General features: G+C 40.9%; 20 protein-coding genes and 1 pseudogene. 4 read left to right on the top strand and 17 right to left on the bottom strand.

From position 1 onward, the window contains the following. Window positions 1-9 precede the first annotated feature (9 nt). Window positions 10-1,017: a zinc-dependent alcohol dehydrogenase gene (locus MHH63_RS08580; RefSeq protein ID WP_076127168.1), complete on the bottom strand. Its 1,008-nt coding sequence runs from the start codon at window positions 1,015-1,017 to the stop codon at window positions 10-12. Window positions 1,018-1,222: 205 nt separating this feature from the next. On the opposite strand from MHH63_RS08580, the gene MHH63_RS08575 reads away from it, so the two are divergent. Further along, entirely contained in the window at window positions 1,223-2,122 is a 900-nt protein-coding gene (locus MHH63_RS08575; RefSeq protein ID WP_341171406.1) for a LysR family transcriptional regulator, read from the top strand. An 8-nt stretch (window positions 2,123-2,130) separates the two neighbouring features. Here the strand turns inward: MHH63_RS08575 and MHH63_RS08570 are convergent, their stop codons facing one another. Both MHH63_RS08570 and MHH63_RS08565 read right to left on the bottom strand, forming a co-directional pair. Next, window positions 2,131-3,120: an aldo/keto reductase family protein gene (locus tag MHH63_RS08570; protein WP_076127171.1), complete on the bottom strand. Its 990-nt coding sequence runs from the start codon at window positions 3,118-3,120 to the stop codon at window positions 2,131-2,133. A 210-nt stretch (window positions 3,121-3,330) separates the two neighbouring features. Next, window positions 3,331-4,419 carry a DUF1648 domain-containing protein gene (locus MHH63_RS08565; protein ID WP_248548598.1) on the bottom strand — a complete coding sequence of 363 codons (1,089 nt, stop codon included), beginning with the start codon at window positions 4,417-4,419 and terminating at the stop codon, window positions 3,331-3,333. Window positions 4,420-5,071: 652 nt separating this feature from the next. Between MHH63_RS08565 and MHH63_RS08560 the strand changes: the two genes are divergently transcribed. Continuing rightward, window positions 5,072-6,280, top strand: a complete 1,209-nt coding sequence (locus tag MHH63_RS08560) for a GNAT family N-acetyltransferase (RefSeq protein ID WP_341171405.1) — start codon at window positions 5,072-5,074, stop codon at window positions 6,278-6,280. A gap of 97 nt (window positions 6,281-6,377) precedes the next feature. Here the strand turns inward: MHH63_RS08560 and MHH63_RS08555 are convergent, their stop codons facing one another. From MHH63_RS08555 to MHH63_RS28565, 13 genes and pseudogenes are all read right to left on the bottom strand, one after another. Continuing rightward, window positions 6,378-7,295 (bottom strand): N-acetylglucosamine kinase, encoded by a 918-nt coding sequence (locus MHH63_RS08555; protein WP_036688707.1) that lies wholly within the window; start codon window positions 7,293-7,295, stop codon window positions 6,378-6,380. Window positions 7,296-7,323: 28 nt separating this feature from the next. Continuing rightward, window positions 7,324-8,886 (bottom strand): glycoside hydrolase family 3 protein, encoded by a 1,563-nt coding sequence (locus MHH63_RS08550; protein WP_036688710.1) that lies wholly within the window; start codon window positions 8,884-8,886, stop codon window positions 7,324-7,326. Window positions 8,887-8,903: 17 nt separating this feature from the next. Next, on the bottom strand, window positions 8,904-10,046 hold the full coding sequence (locus tag MHH63_RS08545) for an exo-beta-N-acetylmuramidase NamZ family protein (protein WP_036688711.1): 1,143 nt from the start codon (window positions 10,044-10,046) through the stop codon (window positions 8,904-8,906). A 98-nt stretch (window positions 10,047-10,144) separates the two neighbouring features. Continuing rightward, window positions 10,145-10,852 carry a PIG-L deacetylase family protein gene (locus MHH63_RS08540; protein WP_036688713.1) on the bottom strand — a complete coding sequence of 236 codons (708 nt, stop codon included), beginning with the start codon at window positions 10,850-10,852 and terminating at the stop codon, window positions 10,145-10,147. Between the two features lie 2 nt (window positions 10,853-10,854). After that, the gene (locus MHH63_RS08535) at window positions 10,855-11,826 is read right to left on the bottom strand and encodes a GNAT family N-acetyltransferase (protein WP_341171404.1); all 972 of its coding nucleotides are present in this window, start codon (window positions 11,824-11,826) and stop codon (window positions 10,855-10,857) included. Then, a complete protein-coding gene (locus MHH63_RS08530; protein WP_248548594.1) occupies window positions 11,827-13,047 on the bottom strand; it encodes an anhydro-N-acetylmuramic acid kinase in 1,221 nt (406 codons plus the stop codon). It abuts the gene before it with no gap. Then, window positions 13,047-13,907 (bottom strand): carbohydrate ABC transporter permease, encoded by an 861-nt coding sequence (locus tag MHH63_RS08525; protein WP_076127188.1) that lies wholly within the window; start codon window positions 13,905-13,907, stop codon window positions 13,047-13,049. Before MHH63_RS08525 ends, MHH63_RS08530 begins: the two co-directional genes overlap by 1 nt. An 18-nt stretch (window positions 13,908-13,925) precedes the next feature. Further along, window positions 13,926-14,828 (bottom strand): carbohydrate ABC transporter permease, encoded by a 903-nt coding sequence (locus MHH63_RS08520; RefSeq protein ID WP_060622964.1) that lies wholly within the window; start codon window positions 14,826-14,828, stop codon window positions 13,926-13,928. Between the two features lie 104 nt (window positions 14,829-14,932). Beyond that, window positions 14,933-16,387, bottom strand: coding sequence for an ABC transporter substrate-binding protein (locus MHH63_RS08515; RefSeq protein ID WP_076190768.1), 1,455 nt, complete (start codon window positions 16,385-16,387; stop codon window positions 14,933-14,935). A gap of 57 nt (window positions 16,388-16,444) precedes the next feature. After that, the gene (gene murQ, locus MHH63_RS08510; protein ID WP_076217895.1) at window positions 16,445-17,350 is read right to left on the bottom strand and encodes an N-acetylmuramic acid 6-phosphate etherase; all 906 of its coding nucleotides are present in this window, start codon (window positions 17,348-17,350) and stop codon (window positions 16,445-16,447) included. A 574-nt stretch (window positions 17,351-17,924) separates the two neighbouring features. Further along, window positions 17,925-18,788 (bottom strand): MurR/RpiR family transcriptional regulator, encoded by an 864-nt coding sequence (locus tag MHH63_RS08505; RefSeq protein ID WP_341171403.1) that lies wholly within the window; start codon window positions 18,786-18,788, stop codon window positions 17,925-17,927. 305 nt (window positions 18,789-19,093) lie between these two features. Then, a pseudogene (locus MHH63_RS08500) lies at window positions 19,094-19,631 on the bottom strand (MMPL family transporter); the annotation flags it as partial. Then, a complete protein-coding gene (locus MHH63_RS28565; protein WP_371915737.1) occupies window positions 19,576-19,725 on the bottom strand; it encodes a hypothetical protein in 150 nt (49 codons plus the stop codon). The gene MHH63_RS28565 and the pseudogene MHH63_RS08500, both read right to left, overlap by 56 nt. Before the next feature lie 246 nt (window positions 19,726-19,971). Here MHH63_RS28565 and MHH63_RS08495 point away from each other — a divergent pair, with 246 nt between their 5' ends. Then, the gene (locus tag MHH63_RS08495; RefSeq protein ID WP_076127196.1) at window positions 19,972-20,673 is read left to right on the top strand and encodes a response regulator transcription factor; all 702 of its coding nucleotides are present in this window, start codon (window positions 19,972-19,974) and stop codon (window positions 20,671-20,673) included. A gap of 6 nt (window positions 20,674-20,679) precedes the next feature. Further along, window positions 20,680-22,074 (top strand): sensor histidine kinase, encoded by a 1,395-nt coding sequence (locus MHH63_RS08490; RefSeq protein ID WP_341171402.1) that lies wholly within the window; start codon window positions 20,680-20,682, stop codon window positions 22,072-22,074. Between the two features lie 82 nt (window positions 22,075-22,156). Here the strand turns inward: MHH63_RS08490 and MHH63_RS08485 are convergent, their stop codons facing one another. Continuing rightward, window positions 22,157-22,510, bottom strand: a complete 354-nt coding sequence (locus MHH63_RS08485; RefSeq protein WP_076127200.1) for a YxeA family protein — start codon at window positions 22,508-22,510, stop codon at window positions 22,157-22,159. Window positions 22,511-22,512 lie beyond the last annotated feature (2 nt).

Here is a 22,512-nt window from a genome sequence, read left to right as displayed (position 1 = left end):
TCTCCCCCTTTATGACCAATCAAACAGTACGCCATTATACTGATCTTTGTTGGTTCTTAATCCCTCATAGGCTTCGCTAGCTTGCTCCGGCTTGATGACATGGCTAATCAAAGGTTCGATGTGCAGCTTCTGTTGTTGCATAAGCTCGAAGACAATGCCAGAATTACGCACCAAGGAATGTTTCACAAACGAATTAGGCTCTGTTGGATAACGCCATTCGTGAGCACCTTTAAATGTAATGCATCCCCGGTTATACAGATGACAGTAATTAAGCACATCCGTAATATCTGTATTGTATTCTCCACGCGGGCTACCCAAAAAGATGATTTCTCCCTGTGAGCCGATGTATTGAAGACTATCAACCCCAACTTTGGAAACACCGGTTGCCTCAATATGACTGGAAACACCCTTGCCCTTAGTTAACGTCATAATCTGCTCTTTTACCAATCCTTCGCCACTGTCCAGGGTGTAATCCACACCGCATTGACGCGCGGTCCGCAGCCGTTCTTTGGACAAATCCATACCAATTACCGTAGCCCCCTGCAAACGCGCCAATTGAGCTGCAAGATTGCCTACCAATCCAAGACCTGTCACACTCACTTTGTCTCCAAGTTCGATATCCGACACACGTATCGATGTAAAAGCTACCGTAGCCATCCGGGTAAACGGTACCCATTTCAAGTCTAGCGCATCCGGCACTCGAATGAAAACATCCCTAGCTTCAACCACTTGATATTCGCAATGAGTTCCGTAATGAAAAACCACATCGCCCGCTTGAAATTCCTGAACACCTTTACCACATTCTACGATACGACTGACGCTTGCATAACCTGGACACAGCGGGAGTTTTGCCCAATCCTCTTTGCCAGATAACATTGCCATCTCCGTTCCCGGACTAATCAGCGAATAAATCAATTTTACGAGTACCTCATGGTCACCTAATGCCTTAAGTACAAGCTCCTCTTCAACCGTTTCCACATGGTGTGGGCTCATAAACATTATCTTTCTATTTTTCATCCTTATTACCTCCCATGATCCTCAAACTTTCTATTTAAATGTATGCGTTTTTAGACATCATGTCTTTGACTGCAAAAATGTTTTTTTGTCTAAAAGTAAGATGGGAGGTAGAGTTTAAGTGAGGAGACGACATGTCATTCCTTTCATTTTCGTTCAAAGATCCTTATACTTGCTTGGAGAAGCATTTCAAGGGAGAATGAAAAGTATGGACATAAAAAAATTACAATACTTTATCGCAGTAGCAGAGGAACTGCATTTTAACCGTGCAGCTGAGAAGCTAAATATGACGCAGCCTCCCTTAAGCCAGCAAATTCAAGCTCTGGAGAATGAGATTGGTGTGAAACTATTAGAACGGAATAAAAGACAAGTTCGTCTCACGTCAGCAGGGGCGGTATTTCTAGAGGAAGCTAAATCCATTCTATCTCAATTGGAACGCTCTATTAAAACAACACAATTAGTCGATCAAGGAATTATCGGACATTTGAACATTGGATTTATAGATTCTGCAGCTGGTGGAGTATTGGTTGATATGTTAAAAATGTTTCGGGAACGTTATCCACAAGTACAACTCACATTACATGAGATGACGTCTGCTCAGCAGTGGCAGGCTTTACATGAAGGAACGATTCACATTGGATTTGTACGTTATACAGAGTCAGGCAAACATATCGACCATCGTCCCTTAGTCAATGAATCGCTTATTGCCGTTTTGCCAGAGCAGCATCACCTAGCTCATTTACCGGTGTTATCCATTCGCTCTTTAGCTTTAGAACCATTTATATCGTTCCCACGTCATTTAGGAGCTCCTTTTCATGACCTCATTATGAGCTTCTGCGCCCAACACGACATGTATCCGAAAGTTGTACAGGAAGCCATTCAGATGTACACCATTGTAAACTTGGTAGCTGCTAATCTTGGAGTTTCCATTGTGCCCTCATCAGTTGCTATTTTTCAGCGTGAAGGTGTCACATTTCGTCCCTTTGAAGAAAGCACACCATCGATTCCCCTTTATGCCGCTTGGAGAACCGATTGCGATCGTGCCTCCTTATCCGCGTTACTAGAGATCATAGGACAAATGAGTTCAGAAGTTATTAATGGTGAATGATATAATATTCAGCCCGTTTTTCTAGGATCACGTTCAACGAGTCCTTCTAGCACCCTATCGATTTCCAACATCACTTCCCTATCCAGACGAACTCCCGCAGCTTTGGCATTTTCTATAACCTGCTCAGGTTTGGATGCCCCAATAATTGCAGATGAGACTTGTGGATTTTGCAACACCCATGCTATAGCCAACTGCGGAAGCGTCAACCCAACTTCACTGGCGATGGAAGAGAGATTCGAGACCGCCTCAAGCACCTCAGTCCGAAGCCACTGACCCGCCAATTTATTCATAAATGGTGAGCCCGCAGCTGTTGAAGCACGAGAACCCTCTGGCAATGGTTGACCTGGCATATATTTGCCTGAAAGAATCCCTTGAGCAAGCGGTGACCAGACCACCTGTCCAATCCCTTCCCGCTCACAAGCTTGAACTACCTCCGTCTCCATCACACGCCATAACATCGAATATTGAGGTTGACTAGCCACCAATGGCACCTTCAATTCCCTCGCCAAAATAGCACCTTCTGCTATCTGATCCGCCGTCCACTCACTTATCCCGACATAGAGAACCTTACCTTGACGCACCAGATCCGAAAAAGCCAAAAAGGTCTCTTCAAGGGATACTGATGCGTCAAAGCGATGCGCATAATAGATATCAATATAATCGGTCTGTAATCTGTTCAGTGAAGCATGGCACGCCTCCATAATATGCTTGCGGGACAGACCTCTTGCGTTACGTCCCGTCCCTGTGGGATGGCACACCTTGGTACACAATTCGATATCAGCTCTGTGCACTCCTTTTAATGCTTGGCCCAGCACCATCTCAGCTTTCGTATCGGAATATACATCTGCAGTATCAAATGTTGTGATCCCTACATCCAATGCAGCGCGAACACAAGCATGGGCAGTATCATTGTCCACTTGAGCACCATGTGTAATCCAATTACCATAAGCAATCTCACTTAGATGTAAGCCACTCGTTCCTAATTTACGATAGTTCATTTTATACCCTCCTTTAGATAACAATCTGATTGTAACAAAGAGATATTAATACGAGAAATACTCTTTAAGATGCGATTTAATTCAAAAAAGATATTACTGAGATCCTTAAAGATAATAAAAAACGCCCTTTAGGCGTTTTTTTCGGTACATATTCTGTTTCGAAACTCTAACTTCGCCTATACTCCGGTGAGTATTAACCTCCAAGCCTTGTTACCGCACCACAACTAACAGTACAATAATTCCGAGCCAAAACAGCCAGCTTACTGGGTGACCGAAATTTAATCCCCAGCCGACTCCGAGCCTTTTCTTGACGATTAGGTTTGGATCTTTGCGATTGAAATAAATCATACCTAATCGCCATTTATCATCGTCATGGACAGGTCTGACATTGGAGCTATCGGCAGATCGCTCCAAGCGGCTTTCGCCCTGACCAGCCCAGAACGTTAAGGCCAAGGCGTATAGGATGACAAGGGCTATTATGATTAGGATAATAGGGATAGCGAAACTCATGTTAAGCAGAGATATCATGTTTAGTTGCACGACGGAAAACAGGATAACTATTAAGAAGCTTGCTGTAAGCATAAAATATGACCAAGTACGGCGGTAAGCTGCGTCTTGTCTGATGGAACGGTTAGGATCATTGGGTTGAACCTGCTGCTTTACTCTGCGAATACTCCAATTCTCAAATATGAACAAAAGTGTTATGAACACTTGCATGATCGTAGGCATAAACACAGAACTAAAAGATTTAGCTGCATAGCGGTCTACGTTCCAACTGCTGTTGTAATGGATCGGAATCTGATCAGGAATCAGATCGTAGTTGCGCAGCACAGTTACAATACTAACAACAGTAATTAAAACATGAATGAGGAACCAATTATTAGACAAGCCAATGTTTCTTTTCCGAAATCCAGTGTCCACTGCCATGATCGATGGTTCCAGAGCAATAGGCAGCATAGGTAGTAAACTTTTCATTTTGAAATGATAGCTAATGTTTATGACTAGGGAGATTCCGACCATGGCGAGTGAATAAGTGACAATGATCCAACTTTGTTGCTTGGAATGTTCATCACCGTATATTAGACAGAGGATACAAACCATGAATAGGATGGTATGCACGGTAGCACTAATCCTAGCATATGACTTCCGCATCTGGCGCAGAGGCTCACTATGGAATTGTACAGGGCTGACGGTGACCCCAAAACTAATCGTCTCTTTTGTTAAATAAGGCATGCATACCATGAGTACAATGGCAGGTACAAATACAAAGATCATTACTATAACAGGCATTATCGTCATATCATTCGCCTCATCTTATACATAAGTGTGTATTTGAAAACTCTATAACCCTTATAGCATAGGCAATTGAGCGCTATGCCTTTTTGCGTATGATGATCCTATTAACTTAGGATAGGTGATCGACTTGAACATAAATTTTATTATAATCGATTTTAGTGACTATAGGGGTGAAATTAACAATTTATCCAGTTTTTTTGCTGCGCAAAGCTACTCATCTGACAACTCAATTATGGCAATTATATCTGTTTGAAATTCTGTGTTGGTAAAGGACTCGCCTCTTATCTGCAATGGTGCGGATTACTGCGTCAGAGTATAAATAAGTCCGTCCATGCAGGAATCATTGGTATGAAAATATTTCCGATTTTTCGCAAAAAGTTCTTGAACGGTTTATCATTCTTCTTTTTAAGCTGCGCCTTCATTTGTGCACTTTGTGCTTGTAATTGCTCAGCCGAAGTCGCTATTTTCCTAATACTCATTTAGACTATATTGAGCAATCTAAATTTTGTATCACTTCTATGATTCCCCACGTTCCATTATTGACGAAATTTTTTTTCAACATTAAACTATAAGTTAAGAAATTAAATTTCAAAGAAAACCGTTTTTTTCATTTATTAAATTTATCCCAACATTACGGCGCAGGAGGAAATGAAAGATGACGACGACACCAAACATCATCGTAATGAACCATCCAACTAGAGAGCAGCTTGAAAATATTTACGATATTTTAGATGAATGCTTTTCCGTAGGCCGAGCTTTTTTCCAAGAAAGATTAGACCTAGACACCACATATGATCCAGATACAACATGGTTTGCGATGGTTGACGATAAGATTGCATCTAATGTACAAATTTTTCCGTTTCATATTAGAGTCGGTCAAGCGATCTTGAAAACGGGTGCAATGGGGAGTGTCGGTACAGATCTAAATTACCGCGGGCTGGGGCTTGCACACAAAATTCTTCATGCACAGACCAACTATATGAAAGAAACCGATTATGATATAAGCTTACTTTTGGCTAGTAAGCATGCGTTTTATGAAAAAGCTGGCTGGAGACTTATTCCCGAGACTGCTTTCGCAATTGAAAAACCAGCAAGTTTGGAGCAGCAGCAAAACAGTGATGAAATCATTCCTTTTGAAGCCTGTTATCTCGATGATATCCGTTTCATCTATGAACAATTCAATAAGAATCGTACCTACACCGTGATCCGAAGTAAAACGTATTGGAATGATTTATTGACCTGGCCGGAATGGAAGAAAGTTGACTGCTTGCTCCTTCGCAGAAATGGAAAAATCGTCGCTTATGGCATCATTGAAAAGAAAGATACTGAACAAGTATTTATTAATGAATTATTGTATTTGAACGAAGCCGAAAACGGCGTTGAAGCTTTGTTTCATGCCTTATGTCAGCTGCGCCAAAATGCAAAGCAAATATTAGCGATGCTCCCAGAGGACCATAAGCTATATTCCTATTACCAACAGCATCAAGCAAATTCAATTCAAATCAATATGGCGATGTGGAAAATGATCAATCTCAGTTCAACTTTCCATAAGCTTCAGCCTGAATTAGAAGATCGCCTAAACCGTAGCAACATAATTGCAGGCCAGGAGCTGCATATTGCACTTCGCAGCAATGAGGACTGTATCTACTTGGATTATAAGCAAAAGCAGCTTTCTGTTTCGGATGCTAGTAATCATACCAATCCCTATACTTCAATAGAAGTAGATGAACGCGAGCTAATGACTTATATCATGTTCGGCTATAATGAAGCAGGCGCAGCAAAGGACAGTACGGAGGACGCTAACATCCTTCAGGCTCTATTTCCGAAACAACAAGCCGTGTTTTATTTGACCGATAAATTTTAAGCCATTTTTGATTCCTACCATTTTAAAATAAGGGTGTGTCGCAAGTCCAACTGCTCGGACTTATGACACACCCTTATTTTTTCCATATCGACAAAAACTAGTCGTTGTTCATTTTTGATCTTCCTAACAGGACAGCACCGTAGGCTGCATCCTTAATCGGCAAAATCAGCTTTGTTTGCGGGTAGCTCTGTGCGAGCTTTCGCTCCAAGGCTTCTTTCACAAAGCGAGACTTTTGCAGCACACTTCCTGCAATCGCAATCGGACTTTCATATAGCTTAAGCCGTTCAATAACAGGCACAACAAGCTCATATAGATTGGCTGCACATTTCTCCGCTAACGCTAGTGCATGTGCATCGCCCTTCTCGCATGCGGTCGTCATAATCGGTGCGAGCTGCGCAATATCTTTTTTCGTCGTATTTTTATCATAAACAAAGCCAATAATCTCTTTCACAGTGCTTAAGCCAAGCTGATCATATACCATCGCTGGGATGACCGTATCGGTTATTCTTCCGTCCTCCACTTGAACTAATACAGATAATAGATCGCGCCCAATGCTATAACCGCTTCCCTCGTCATCAATCAGATGACCAAAGCCTCCTGTGCGATGCTGCTCTCCTTTTTCATTGACCCCGAAGCAAATCGATCCTGTACCGGCAATGAGAATGATGCCTTGCATCGCATTTTGTGCCCCGTATAATGCAGTTTCTTGATCGCCTGTAATCGTTAATGGCCCGATATAACCGTTATTTCTCACATGCTGCTCCAAAAAATTGATGACCAGCGGATTACTTATTCCTGCCGCACCTATACATATATGAGCAACTTCTTGTAAATTACCGCAGTAGAGCTTCGTTTGACTAAAAATTTCCTCAAAGGAGGCGGCAATAGCATCAGCATCACCACCGTTATAATTAATAGGCCCTACAGTAAAGGTGAATAAAGAGTCTTCCTGGTCATGCGTAATGGTGACAGCTGTTTTCGTGCCACCCCCATCAATTCCAACGATAAATGCCATACCTATGTCCCCTTGTTGTACTTTTTATCTACATCTGTATCGTAATATTGGCGGTGGGTACAACCTCACCATTTAGGATTGGAAGGAGTGATTTGAATGCATCAAGTGTATACTCAAATGCCGCAATTCCGCAGAACTCGCCTTCGATTAACGGTAAATCATACGGGCGACCTAATGTAATGGCCGTTACTTTGCAGCCTGCTGCCAGCAGCTTCTGAACAAGCGCAAGCTGACCTTTGTTTTCACGCGCATTGAACAAGCCGATAACAATATGCTTGTAGCCTTGTACCTTTGGCAGCGCAGCGTTGATTTGCTCCTCGCTCGGGTCAATGTCGATAATCTCATAAGCTGTATTAAAATGCTCCCCCATATATTGCGGAAAGCTAAGAGCTTGATTCAAGCTGCTGGACGCAAGATCGGTGCGGTATGAATAGGAACCCATAAATAACACTTGCTCGTCACCGGTATGAATGGGCTGGAGCTCTCCTTTCATGAGGCAGATCGTTTCCGTACGCATTAGCTCATTTGCTCGGCGATGTACATCGCAGCCAACTAGTTCATAATCCAGCTCCTCAATCGTCGCATATTGTGCTTTATAAGCTATAATTTTTGTAACAGCTGCATCAATCAGCGCTTCATCCAAATCACCGGTGGCTACAGCTTCTTCGATCAAATGAATCGCTTCCTTCACTGTCTCAGGAGTATGACTAATGAATACCAAATCAATACCTGCTTTAACAGCTCCTAACGCTCCTTTTGCCGTACCATAGTATCGTTTGATCGCGTCCATTTCTAAACAATCCGATACAACTAACCCTTTATATCCTAATTTTCCTTTTAATATCTCTGTAATAATGGTATGAGACATAGTTCCGGGCACACCGGATTTTTCAATTTTCGGAAATAAAATATGTGCACTCATAATCGCTTGAGCGCCTTGCTCAATTGCGGCCTTAAACGGCAGCAGCTCAAGCTGCTCTATTTCCTCAAGTGTTTTTTCAATGGTAGGCAAGCCAATATGTGAATCGACATTTGTATCACCATGACCTGGAAAATGCTTAAGTGAGGACATGACGCCTCCATCGAGCAATCCCTTCATCATTTGAATTCCATACTGGGATACTGTTGCAACAGAATCACCATAGGAACGAACATTTATGACTGGATTCAATGCATTATTGTTAACGTCCATAACTGGAGCTAGATTAAAATTAATACCTAATGCTTTCAATTCTCTGGCAGTCATTCTGCCTGCTGCATACGCATTTTCAGGTCGTCCTGAAGAAGCAATTGCCATGGCTCCAGCAACATTGGTCGCGTCTTTAGGCATACGAGTGACTCGACCGCCTTCTTGGTCGATCGTAATAAAGCCCGGGATACCAGTATGTGTCGTGTACCATTGCTGCAGCTCAGTAACAAGCTCGCCTAATTGATATTTATTGTCGATATTATGTGAGAATAAAATAATATTGCCGACTTTATAATGCTCAATAACTTCCTTCAGCTCAGGAGTGATCTCGGTTGAAGGGAAGCCTGTTACGAACATTTGTCCAATCTTTTCGCGCAAGCTCATATGTTCTATTGTTCTCATCAATTATTCACCTTCCTCTAGCGATATAAATGATACTGCTGTGTTATTTCTGCAAATTGCTTGCTTTCCGCTGCAAACTGTTCAAGCAGCTGCTTGGCTTGAATATTGTCCGTACGATACATGTTGTCTCCCCCCAGCAAATCGATAAATGGACGAGAGCCCTCCTTCACAGGAGGCAGGAATGAAAATTGCTCGTACAAATCTCTTATCGTAAATAATAAGGTTACCCCAACTTCTAAAGGCCTCAGCACTTGGAGATCTGTAATGTAAATTTGTACCCCGCCGCATAGCTCGCCACAATGTTTAGATGACGTTGGCTTGAAATGAACTGGACGAAAAAGCACACCCGGGATACCTTTTGCATTCATCTCATCTGCCAATTGCTGCGCTTGAATGAACGGAGCACCAATCATTTCAAAAGGGAACGTTGTTCCACGTCCTTCGGAGCAGTTTGTGCCTTCAAATAAACATGTTCCTGTATATAATAACGCCGTTTCATATCGTGGTATTCCAAGTGAAGGATGAACCCAAGTTAATCCTGTATCCGGGAAGGACATGCTCCGTTCCCAGCCTTCCAAACGAACGACATGCAGCGATGCATTCCAATTCATTTGATCATTTGCCATCGTTGCTACCTCACCTGCTGTTAAGCCGTATCGTACGGCTAGCTCGTAATTTCCAACAAATGATTTGAAGCCGGGCTTCAAGACATTCCCTTCTACCGTTACCCCGTTAAGCGGATTAACACGATCAAGAACAACAAATTCTACACCTGCATTTGCACAATCTTCAAGTGCATACAGCATCGTATAAATAAATGTGTAATAGCGTACACCAACATCTTGAATATCGTATACAATGATGTCTACTTCATTCAGCATTTCTTTTGTTAAACGCTTGGAGTCTTTACGGTACAAGCTATAGACTGGAACATTCGTAAAAGGATCCATGTAAGTGTCTACTACTGCCCCTGCATCCAAATCTCCGCGAACGCCATGCTCAGGTGAAAACATCGCAGCAAGATTAAAATTTTCATGTAAAATAGTAATCGTTGATGCAAAATCCTTCGTAAGACCTGTCGGCGCTGTAATCAATCCTACGCGCTTACCTTCGAACAAATAACGATAATTCGTTATAGAATCAATCCCATTTAACACCATATGAAGCTGCCTCCTAGCTGCTTTTTCGCATAAATGGATAGAACAAGGGAATGTTTCCTGCAATACATAGAAACACTCCCTCTTAGCTAGTTGAATAGTTACCAAAGACTAGACTGCCTAACCTTCACCGTTTCAGCTGGCACCATAAATGCTTCTGCATATGTCTTTCTTGCTTCACAGCCGCGAACAACTGCTAGTGCTTTATAGTAATCCATGTATTTGAAAGATTTGCTATTCGTCACAAACCAATGCTTGCTTAAAGCATCTATCCATAGATCAAATGCCGCTTGATCGAAATCCACATATACGTAAGGGACATAATCAACCGCATCCTCCCAGTTTTCGGAGTAATATAATCTTGCTGCAAAGTGCGCGGGGAGCGCTCGTTCAAAGGATGATAGACTTGCGAAGAAACGGGCATCATTTACGATATGATGCGTTAGCGCATGGTCCTTATGCATACTGTTTTTCCAGTGTGTAATAATAATGTTAGGCTTCACGCGACGAATTACATCACAAACCTCCATACGAACTTCCTGATTGTCAGGCAACTCTCCGTCACAATAATCATCGAATACAATGGCTTCACCGCCTAGCATATCCGCAAAAACCTGTGCCTCTTTCACTTTTTGCTGACGATATTCCTTCATATCCTGTCCTGCCGGGACCCCTCGTTCACCCGCAGTTAACGCTAGTGTCACAATGCGATCTCCCTTTAAACTATGACTAGCGAGTACACCACCAGAAGCTAGCTCCACATCACCAACATGCGCTCCAATTGCTAATACTGTGAATTTTTCGCTCATCTTTAAAGTTCCCTCCGCAATATAGAAAATTGTTTTTCAATAGTAAAGCCCGCTTTTTGATAGATTCGAAGAGCCGGATTATTATTTCCAGTGAATAGAGAGATATATTGACAGCCCACATTTTGAAAAGCTTCAACCATTCGGAAAAATAATACACTGCCAAGACCATGACCCTCATGCTCTGGGTGCACTCCGATACCGCAAAAAAATGCTCTTCCATCAGGCTGCGAAATAATTGGACCTGCAAAGCCCACAACCTCATTGCCGTACACAGCTACTACAAGTGGTGCGCCAACCTTCACATAAGTAACAATATCCTTCTTCCACTGCGGATTTTGCAGGGCAGCAAGCGTTGCTTCAAGCCCTGTATGTAAATCAGGGACATAGGACGTAATGTAATAGTCCTTGCTATTTGCATTGGTTTCCTTATCTAAAATATCTTCGGGAACTATAAAGCTTCCGAGTTTTAAATACATGCCGCATTGCGTCGCTCGATCTTCGTAGCCTCTAGCCATTAAAGCTTCATATAATGGCTGATCCTTACTGATGCCCGGGGCATTATTATGCTCATGCTGAGGTGCACTTGGTATACTCCACTTCAGCTTAACAGGGTTGAAAAACAATACATCCGCTTGTCTTTTCCTAAGTTCTTGGAATCTTTTTTCTAAACGCAATAGAAAAGCATCGTAAAGCTCCAGAGAAGCCACATGGGAATCTATAATAACACTCGTAATATAACCGGCCACATCTCCAAGAGGGAGATCAGAGCCGCAGCAGCCAGCTGCAAAACCAACAATCCCTTTTTCGTCACAGCCTACCCATATACAGTCAGCGTCAAAATAAGGATGGTCGATGAATGTATCTTGAAACTCTCGCTCTGTAAATGGCTTATAATCATATTTTGTAGCCTCACGATTCCAAAGTTCTACAACTGCATAGTGATCTTCAATTGAAAAGGATCTGATTTGCATCATTTAAGCCTCCTGTGAACGTCCAATATAGGGCCAGGAAATTTTGCCCATTACTACTGGCTGTGAAGCTCCAGTTACTAGCGGGATATTGTTGGGTAAGCGCTCCATCGTGTAATACGCTAGCAGAGCAAAAGCAATTGCTTCCTTAGCATCACTATTACCACCGATATCCTCCTGCGTCAGCACCTGCACGTTATGCGGTGCAAATAAGTGCTGTAAATCACGCAAAAGCGTCTTGTTATAGCTTCCACCGCCGCCAATTAGCAATTGCTCAGCCTGGTGCTGCGGTGCAATATACCGTTCATAGCTATCGACGATGCTCCAGGCAGTTAAGTACGTAGCTGTTGCAACAACATCTTCTGCTTTCCAGTGATTAACCTTCATCATTTCAATAATTTGTGCCACGTATTGTTGGCCAAACCGTTCTCTGCCTGTCGATTTTGGTAACGGCATCGTATAATATTTATCCTGCTGCATCCATTTCAATAGCTCATCAATCACTTGACCGCCCGCACCAATTTCGCCATTAACATCCATTGTCATTGGTGCAAATAATTGCGATACAAGGCCATCGATAATCATATTTCCAGGACCCGTATCAAAAGCAAATACCTCATCCGGTGAGGCATTTACAGGCAAAACAGTCACATTGCCTATTCCGCCAATATTTTGCATCAGAAGTGTTTTCTTTGGATTGTTAAACAATAAGTATTCAGTAAATGGTACTAACGGAGCTCCTTGTCCACCCATTGCCATGTCAGCAACTCGAAAGTCTGATACGCAAGGAATTCCTGTGCGATTGGCGATAACTGCACCATCCCCAATCTGAACGGTACAATGCAGATTATAGCCGCCCATAACATTCTCTTCCGGAGCATGATAGATTGTTTGACCATGCGATCCTACTGCGAATATTTGCGAAGGCGAAAGGCCGCATTTCCCTATAACGGATAATGTGGCTTGGGCGTATAATTCGCCAAGCCACATATTCATTGCGCCAACCTTATCAATCGTAGCGCTAGCGGGATCAAAAAGCTCAAATATGGAGTTTCTAACTTGCACCTCAAAAGGTGTGTTTTCAAAAGCCAGTAATTCAATCTCTACTCCATACTCTTTTTCGGCTGAAGGGAAAAGCTTAACTACTGCTGCATCAATACCATCTACTGATGTACCTGACATCAAGCCAACAAAGTATGTTGCATCCACTTTTGATTGTTTGTCCATTAACCTTTCACCGCTCCAACTGTTACCCCTTCAAGGAAGTATTTTTGTAAACTGAAGAACAAAATAAACATTGGAACTGCTGAAATGGTTGCCCCCGCCATCATCGGTGCAAAGTAAGTTGTATTCGCAAAGCGAAAGTTTTTCAAGCCGACCTGAATGGTTTGCATATCCATCGTATTCGTTACTAGGAACGGCCAGAAAAAGTCATTCCATGCCGCCATGAACGTTAGGATTGCTAGTACTGCCATAATTGTTTTAGATAGAGGCATAATGATATACCAGAAGATTTTAGGCTGGGAACAACCTTCGATTTTAGCAGATTCAATAATTTCACCTGGAATGGAGGACATGAACTGCTTAACCAAGAAGATATTGTATACCGTTACTATGCTCGGCATAATCAACGCAGTGTACGTATTTTGTAATTCAAAAATATTTACGATCAAAATATATAGTGGAACCTGAGTAACTTGAACAGGAATCATCATAGATCCCAGCAAAATAGCGAACAAAATGTTTTTCCCTTTAAATTTCATTTTTGCAAAAGCATATCCAGCAAGAGTAGCAAAAAATACGTTAGATACCGTGATACACGCTGCCACTATAAAAGAGTTCAATAACCAGTCCCATGTATGCGGGCTAAAGTTAAAAAAGAATTTATAAGATTCAAATGAAATCTTCTTTGGTAGGATAGAATAGCTCATTGCACCAGCTTCTACCGGATCACCGAACGAGGAAATGACCATAAAGTATATCGGGAATATGGTAGCTGCGGCGAATAGGATAAGGAACGTAATGTTTGCACCATTACGTATAAACAGATACCCTTTGCTTCTTAAGCTATTGTTGTACAAACCCATAGTATTCTGCTCCTTTTCCTAGTATTCTACATCTTTACCTATAAACTTGAATTGAAGGAATGAGATAAATCCGATAATCGCTGCTAGAACTAATGATTGTGCCGCTGCCTCACCAAACTCAAAATATGTGAACGCATTGTTAAATATTAACAAACCTACCATTGTTGTTGCATGGTCTGGTCCACCGCCTGTCATAAGATAAGCGTTTTGGAATACTTGGAAGGAACCGATAACACCCGTAACAAGTAGGAATAGCGTTGTTGGCTTAAGGAAAGGGACAACGATAAACCAAAGCTTTTGCAGGAAAGACGCGCCATCAATTTCAGCTGCTTCATAATAGCTGTTATCAATAGCGAGTAATGCGGCTATATAAATAATAATTGCTGTACCATGACTTGATAACCATGACATTAACACAAGTGAGAACATTGCAGTTGCACTGGAACCAAGCCAGTTTTGATTTTCAATACCTAAAAAACTCACGAGCTTATTGGCAATACCTGATTTTAAAGGATCGAAGATCCACAGCCACACAACAGAAAGCGCTACACCAGATGCTACGGCTGGCAAGTAATATAGTGCTTTAAAGATCGTTTGTGTTTTTTTCTTGAAAGGAATAATCAAAATTGAAATTAAAAATGACAGAAGAATATTAAACGGAACAGTTAATAGCGTATATACTAACGTGTTTTTCAGCGCTTTCCAGAAAAGTTCATCTGAAAACGAGTTAACGAAGTTATCCATGCCGACAAAAGTGGATCCTAATGGACCATATTTTTGTAAGCTGATAATAAAAGCATTGATGACTGGATATGCGGTAAATAAAGAAAACGCAATAAGTGCTACTGCGATAAACGCGTATCCCCAACCTGAGTCACTTTCGAGCTTCAATTTTTTTCTTTTAGTCAACGTTTGATTCATTGGGTCGCACCTCTCTTCTAAAAACAGTACAAGCTCTAGCTAATTTAGAAGGAAAGCTGTACGTTCTAGCTACGCACAGCTTTCACATGTCAGCCTACGACAGACTAGTCAACTACAATACCATCTTTACCGAAAGATTTAATTGCAGCTGCTTTAACTGCATCATACATTTCTTGTGGAGCAATCTCATTTGCAAGTAAGGCTTGTAGTTTAGGAATAATAACTTCTGTTTCAATTTTTAATGCTTCAGCAGCCAGATCAGTAGGAATATCTGTACGAGCCGGAAGCGCTTTTGCCATCATAGCTTTACCTGCAGCAACGTTATCTTCGTTACGAGGGAATTTTTCAAGTACTTCTGCATTACGTGCAGATTCAGTAATTGGTGATAAGAACAGCTCATTACTGTAGTTAGCAGCAATTGAACCAGAAGACAAGAAATTCGTTGCTAGGGCAATATTTTTGATGTGCTCTTCAGATGGAGCTTTTTTACCACGAAGTGCGATATAACCATCAACGATTGAAGTAGGGACATAATCAGCACCGTTGAATGTTGGGACTGGAAGTGAAATATAATCAACTTCAATAGAATCTGCAACAGCTGAACCATCGTTCGCTTTAATCTTCTCATTGTTTAGACGAGCAGAGTTTTCAAATGCAGATAAACCTTTACCTGTGATCATCGTTTGGCCCGTTAGGAACATGTTCCACCGTTTGCCAGCATCGATAGAGCTTAGCTCTTTAGGCATAGAACCATCGTTGATCATTTCGCGAATAGATGTAAGTAGCCCCAAGAAGTTTTTGCTTGTATACGTATATTTAAGATCTTTATCGAAGTAATCTGGTAAGCCTGCAGTTTTAGCAAGAATAGCTAGATAGTCTTTAGATGCTACACCAGATGTTGCGAACACGAAACCATAACGAGTAGTTTCACCTTTATCATTTTTCACTACGCCTTTAGAAATTGCATTACGGAACTCTTCATAAGTCCAACCGTTTTGTTGAATGCTTTTCCAATCAATTCCGGCTTCTTCAAGGAATTGTTTGTTACCACCGATAGTGTGGATTTCCATATATGCTGGTAGGCCGTATTGAGCGTCACCTAGTTGGAAATATTTCAATGGAACTTCGTCATAATCGGCCTTGGCTTCATCAGAAAGGGCACCGTTAAGGTCGATTAGTACATTAAGTGCTGCATATTTCGAAATTCCTGAAGCACCGATAAAAGCAATATCTGGAGGAGAACCTGCATTTACTTGAGTATCAAGTTTTTGCGTCATATCTTCCCAGCTCGCTGGTTCGATTTTCAAAGTCAAGTTAGGATGTAGTGTATTAAATTCTTTTTCCATATCAGCAAAACGTGTTTGATAGTTCGCTGATATCGGAGGTAAAAGTGCTGTAATCGTATCCTTTTTAGGCTCAGAACCACCGTTACTAGTTCCTGTATTACCGGAATCTGTAGAAGTTGTAGCGTTATTTCCGTTTCCTCCGCAAGCCGATAAGAGTGATACCATCATGATTCCTGACAAAAACAGAGTTAATCCACGTGATCTTTTTTTCATCGAAAACAGCCCCCTCAATTATTAATAGCATCCATCCTGTTATTCCACTTTTCACACCTAAACCAATGATGCGATTGCCTGTTTCAAGCGTCCTCCGTTTGCGTTAAGTACTTGTTCTGCTTCTTTTGCATCTAACCCCGATTTAATCATCATAATTGCCAGCTTACAGTTCATAGATGCTTTATCAAGTGTTTCTGCGGCGGTTGATGTATCTACACCAGTCGTGTTCATGATGATACGAATCGAGCGATCTACGAGCTTAAAATTACTAGCCTTCAGATCAACCATCAAGTTGTTGTACGTTTTTCCTAACTTGACCATTGTGCATGTTGTCAGCATATTAAGCACCAACTTCTGAGCAGTTCCTGCCTTTAATCGAGTCGAACCACTAATGACCTCAGGTCCTACAACAGGTGTTATACAAACATCTACAATGGGTTCGAACTTTGAGCCTCTGTTGTTACAAACACCGATAGTGGCTGCTCCAAGTTCCTTTGCTTTCGCTAAAGCTGCAATAACGTAGTTTGCACTACCGCTTGCCGAAATCCCAATTAGTACATCTTTGTTTGTTACACCAATGCTTTCGATTAATGCGATCCCTTCATCCATATCGTCTTCACAGCCTTCAACCGCAGTACGCAAAGCAATATCACCACCAGCGATATAGCCCTGCACCAAGGAAGGATCTGTACCAAAGGTAGGAGGACATTCGGAAGCATCCAGAACACCTAATCTTCCTGATGAGCCAGCTCCTATGTAAAACATTCTTCCACCATTAGACAACCTATGATGTAGAATATCTACCGCCTTTGCAATCTGCGGAATCTCCTCAGTTATAGCTCTGGGGACCAGTGCATCTTGTTGATTCATTAACTGGATCATTTCTTCCGTAGTACATTCATCAATCATTAATGTGTCTGGATTCACAGCCTCTGTTGTCAATCCCGCAAGGTAGTCATTCATAGCCATCCTCCTTCTTCCCAGTCTCAATCTGTCACCTAGTTAACAAAACGTGTTATATTAACTTACAATTATTATGCTCTTATACTAATACAACACCATCGCTTCGTCAATAGATTTTGAAATATAATTTCATAAAGAAATTAAATTCTGATGTTTTATTTCATTTCTTACATACTATGTTATACCACATTTATAAAGCGCTTACAAGATACAATTTAAATTTTTACCAATTGCTTTGATCGCTATGGCTCTAAGGTTAAAGCGATTTTAAAAAATGCATTATTTGCTGATTATCGCTCCAAACGAAACATAAAGTTACATCATCCGCGTTCAACCGGATGATGTTTCGTCTTCGATTCCATTCATTTTCTTCCTCATTATTGTGTGCCAAGCTATTAATTATTGAATTAAACTACTTATTATATTCATTAGATCAACGTATTCATCATGTAGATAATCTGACATAGATTGATAAGTAGTACATTTTAGTACACGAATAAGCGAATGAAATACAAAAAAAAGGAAAGCATTGATCCATGATCAATGCTTTCCTTCACATTCATTCTATCAGAACCTAATTTCTAAGTTTTTTCTTTAATATATTATGCGTTTTTGTTAAGTAGGTTTTTACTTCTTCATATTCTGCACTTGCGACACCAGCAAATAATATGTCGATGATCGTAAGCATCGCAATACGCGAGCCCATAGCCCCACTGCGGATTGTTATTTCAGGTGTGGATATGCTCAGTACAATATCCGCCCGCTCCGCAAGCTCACTTTTATTGTACTTCGTAATCGCAATACATTTCGCTCTATTCTTTTGGGCAATTTCCAGTGCATCAATAATATCACTAGTTGCTCCAGAGTTAGAAATGAAAATGGCAACATCATCTTTCTCAAGTAAAGTTGCTGCTGTGAGCTGACTATGACCATCTGTATAGGCATGACACATCTTATTAATTCGCGAGAACTTCTGTTCCCCGTCCATACAAACGAGTCCCGAAGCACCTATTCCAAAGAAAACAATTCGCTTACTATGACAAAGTAATTCTACAGCTCTTGTAATTTCTTTTCGATCAATAACACTAAGCGTATCCTCAATGGACTTGCAATTATTCAATGAAATATTTGATATAATTGTCGAGAGATCATCACCTGGCTGAATATCTGTATATTGAGCCTTTGAATCCTCATCACGAGAACCCAAAGATGCCGATATACTCACAATAAAATTGCGGTATCCGCTGTAACCCATCGTCTTACAGAAACGAAGGACAGATGCATCGCTTGTCTTACTCGATTGAGCCAATTCCTTAATCGACAAATGAGGGATATCTTCCGTATTTTCTAAAATGTAATCTCCGACCAATCGTTCAACTGGTGTAAAACTCTCTCGCATATCACGAATTTTAATTAATACGTTGTCATTTAGACTCATAATCTACCTACTCTAGATTTAATTAACACCTTTAATAATATCATAAACAATATAAACAACCTATTTCAATAACAAAATACGTTTCGGCATATCAAAAGCTAATATTAATTAATCTATTAAAATCATCCTACTCTTAGGTCATCTGGTGACTTTACGTTGATTATAGCGTAATAAAGTTGTAAGGTATAGTCGATAATTATATACTTTCTGATATGGTGAAACAAGGGATCACAAAGGTCCCCGAAGATTCTTTCTATTGTTCTCAGCATACGTAATACGCATGTATTTTTAAATTTTACTGCCGTCTAAATATGACTCGATTTGTCAACGACATTCTTTGATGTAGCACCGTACTTGAACACCGTACTTGAACCATTTAATTTGCTAGCAAGCTGCATTAATGCAGTCAAGAACACCGGCATGGCCGCTACACTTAGTAATAATAGTGCAATGATTAATACGAATGCTACCTGTATAAGTGTCGTTACGCCCGAAGGAATCAACGCGGCGCAGGTGATCCAACATCCCCTTCAAGCTCGTTATACCGCATCATCAGGAATATGCTGTAATCAACGCCCAGGGCTGCAATCATAATGAAGCTGAAAAATGAAACGATCCAGCTCAAGATTTCACTGATTCCAAGAGAAGTAAGTACACTAGCACCAAGGAAGCAATAATGAACAGAGAACTGGACACAGAGCGCGTAATGACTATTAGCACAATTATGATTCCGACCAGCATAATCACGGCTGTACGTACAAAGTCATCCTGTGAAATATTCTGCAAATCAGCATTGGTTGCAGTTGTTCCTGTTAAGGCTGCTTGCACTCCTTGCAAGTCGCTGCAATCTAATGGCATTCCAAAAGCTGTCTGCAAGTTCTTCTTCGAGCTCAAGCGAATACAGTAACTCACCTTCTTCCATCATTTTAGCGAACATCTTCAAAGGGCCATATACAGTGCAGATCAATGCCATGGAAGGCAGGGGCGTAACAATTTCTCCTCCTTACCTGATTTGACTATATCTAGAATGAATTTTAATAAATGACCGAATATTGCTTTGCTATGTTCGTCTAAGTAATATCCATCTTCATGCAAGCCTTTCTTTTGCGATTTTTTTGCGCAAGAAATAAAGAGTTCTTTATAATGTAATAATGTACATAAAGACGGATTTGGAGGGAAATAAATGGCAAGTCGTAAATGGGTATTAATCATAGACGATGAAGATGATTTAGCGCGTCTGATGAAGGCTGTTTTACATAAAGAAGGTGTTCCAGACGTTGTAACTGCCGGGACCGTTGCAGAGGGTTGGGACAAGTTCCAGGAGTATAATCCTGAGCTTATATTGCTAGATATTATGCTCCCAGATGGAGAAGGATATGACTTATGCAGAAAAATTCGGGAAACATCAAATGCACCCATCTTATTTATGTCTGCAAAAGACGAGGAAATTAATAAGCTGTTAGGACTGGCGATAGGTGGCGATGATTATATTACTAAACCGTTCAGTCCGAAAGAAGTCGCTTATCGGGTAAAGGCACAACTGAGAAGAGCTGGCTTTACAGAAGAAAAAAAAGCTCCGAAAAGCTTACAAGCTGGCCCCTTTGAGCTTAGTGCCAATGAGACAGAATTAAAAAAGAATGGCGAGGTCCTCGTGCTAACCGCCAAAGAAGTCGGTTTAATGAGCTGTTTTATGCATCATCCCAATCAGATTCTAAGCAAAGAAACCTTGTTTGGACAGGCGTGGGGTGAGGACTTTTTTGGTTCCGATAATACAGTGATGGTACATATTCGGCGCTTACGCGAAAAAATTGAGGCAGACCCTTCAAACCCTTCCTTTATTTTGACGGTTAAAGGGTTAGGTTATAAATTAAATACCAAGGAGTGAGACTAGTTGAAATGGAAATTGACACTCCGCTTTTTAAGATCGGTTATGACTATTGTTGTGATCGTTGGTATTGTAAACGCGATTTTGTTCCTTTCCTTATTCGTTATAAAGGTAAATAATAATAACTTTGGCACTGAAGAAGCATCTGCAGAAACCTTTAGCCGGACCTTTTCACAATACGTAGAATTACAGGCTGGCAAACCTGTTGTGAATGAAGAAGGTCTCAAAAAACTACAAGAAATGAGCGCCTGGGTACAATTCTTGAATGACCAAGGGGAGCAAGCAGCAGCATTTTATACCCCTGAAGAATTGAAAACAGAGTATTCTCCTATTGAAATTGTACAAATGTATAAATATAAAGAATTAGATGCACGCACGACGGTTTTTGTCAGCGAAGCCCAACATTTCAGTTACTTTTTAGGGATTAATAATCCTAAAATAGGCCGCTACGTAATGACCTATGACTACGCTAAAATTTTCAAAGATGTTAATGTTTTTCTTTTCACTTTTTTAATCGTTGATGTGCTTATTGTAATCCTCATTGGATTTCTATTTGGGAAAAAGTTAACTGCACCCCTTCATACATTAATAGAGGGTATTCAACAGCTCAGGGAACGACGTTTTAAGAAAATGCCTACTCCCAAAGGTGTTTATGAAGATGTTTTTCGTAATATGAATGAACTATCTGAAAAGCTCGATCGACATGAAGAGGAACGTAAACGTCTCGATCAAATGCGTGAGGAATGGATTAGCAATGTTTCACATGACATGAAGACACCACTTGCTTCTATTCAAGGTTATGCAGAATTTATTAACGACAGTGCCACAGATCTAACAGCCCAAGAATTACAGGAATACACATCAATTATCAAGAGTAAATCGATGTATATGAAAGATCTGTTAGATGACCTCAATTTAACGACACGTTTGCGTAATCACCAGCTATCCCTGCAATTTGAAGAGGTGAATCTCGTTCAGTTTCTACGAGAAATGACGATTGAACTTTTAAATGACCCGACCTTTGGTGAACGGCAGATAGAGTTTGAGGCGAATGTGGCTAAAGCAATGCATAAAGTAGATAAGAAGTTACTAAAACGAGCGATCCTTAACTTGATCTACAACGCGCTGGTGCATAACGATGAAAATGTCGTGGTGAAGATTCGAGTGGATACAGGTCCAGAATCTCATACCCGAATTTCGATTTCTGATAATGGCCAGGGAATTCCAGCTAAAGATCTGGAACAGATTTTCGAACGTTACTATCGGGGTACAAACACAACGAGTAAGCATGGTACTGGTTTAGGAATGGCCATCGCAAGAGACATTATTTGGGCTCATGAGGGGAAACTCGATATGACGAGCATTGAGAATACCGGAACCACCATTACTATACTTTTATAATACAAATGCCTTACTTACTCATTAGGCAGAGAAAAGGGCTGTGCTCCATTACCTTTATTGGAGACAGCCCTTCTTCAATTTATTAGTTTTTTATTGCTTTTAGCGGAATATCCTCTACCTTCACTTCATCATATGAGGAGACTTGATCACCTTTTTTTACATACATTTTTAAGTAGGCGCCTTTACGAAGATTTTTTTGTGCATTAAATTCCAGTGGAATCGTATTACCTTTGGCATTTGTAGCTTCTAGTGTATAGGAATAGGAAGTCATCACTGTACCATCACTCAGTTTATATTCATGGGGTTTCCCATCCTCTGTAATTTGTAAATAGTAATTTTCGGCATTCATGCGATTGAAATCAATCTTTGCTAGAGCAAAGACACCTACAACCCCAATAACAAACAAAATACCCATAGTAATTAGAAATTTTTTCATCT

Source organism: Paenibacillus sp. FSL H3-0310 (assembly GCF_038002785.1).
GTDB lineage: Bacteria > Bacillota > Bacilli > Paenibacillales > Paenibacillaceae > Paenibacillus_AQ > Paenibacillus_AQ odorifer.
This window is presented reverse-complemented; position numbering and strand designations above follow the sequence as displayed.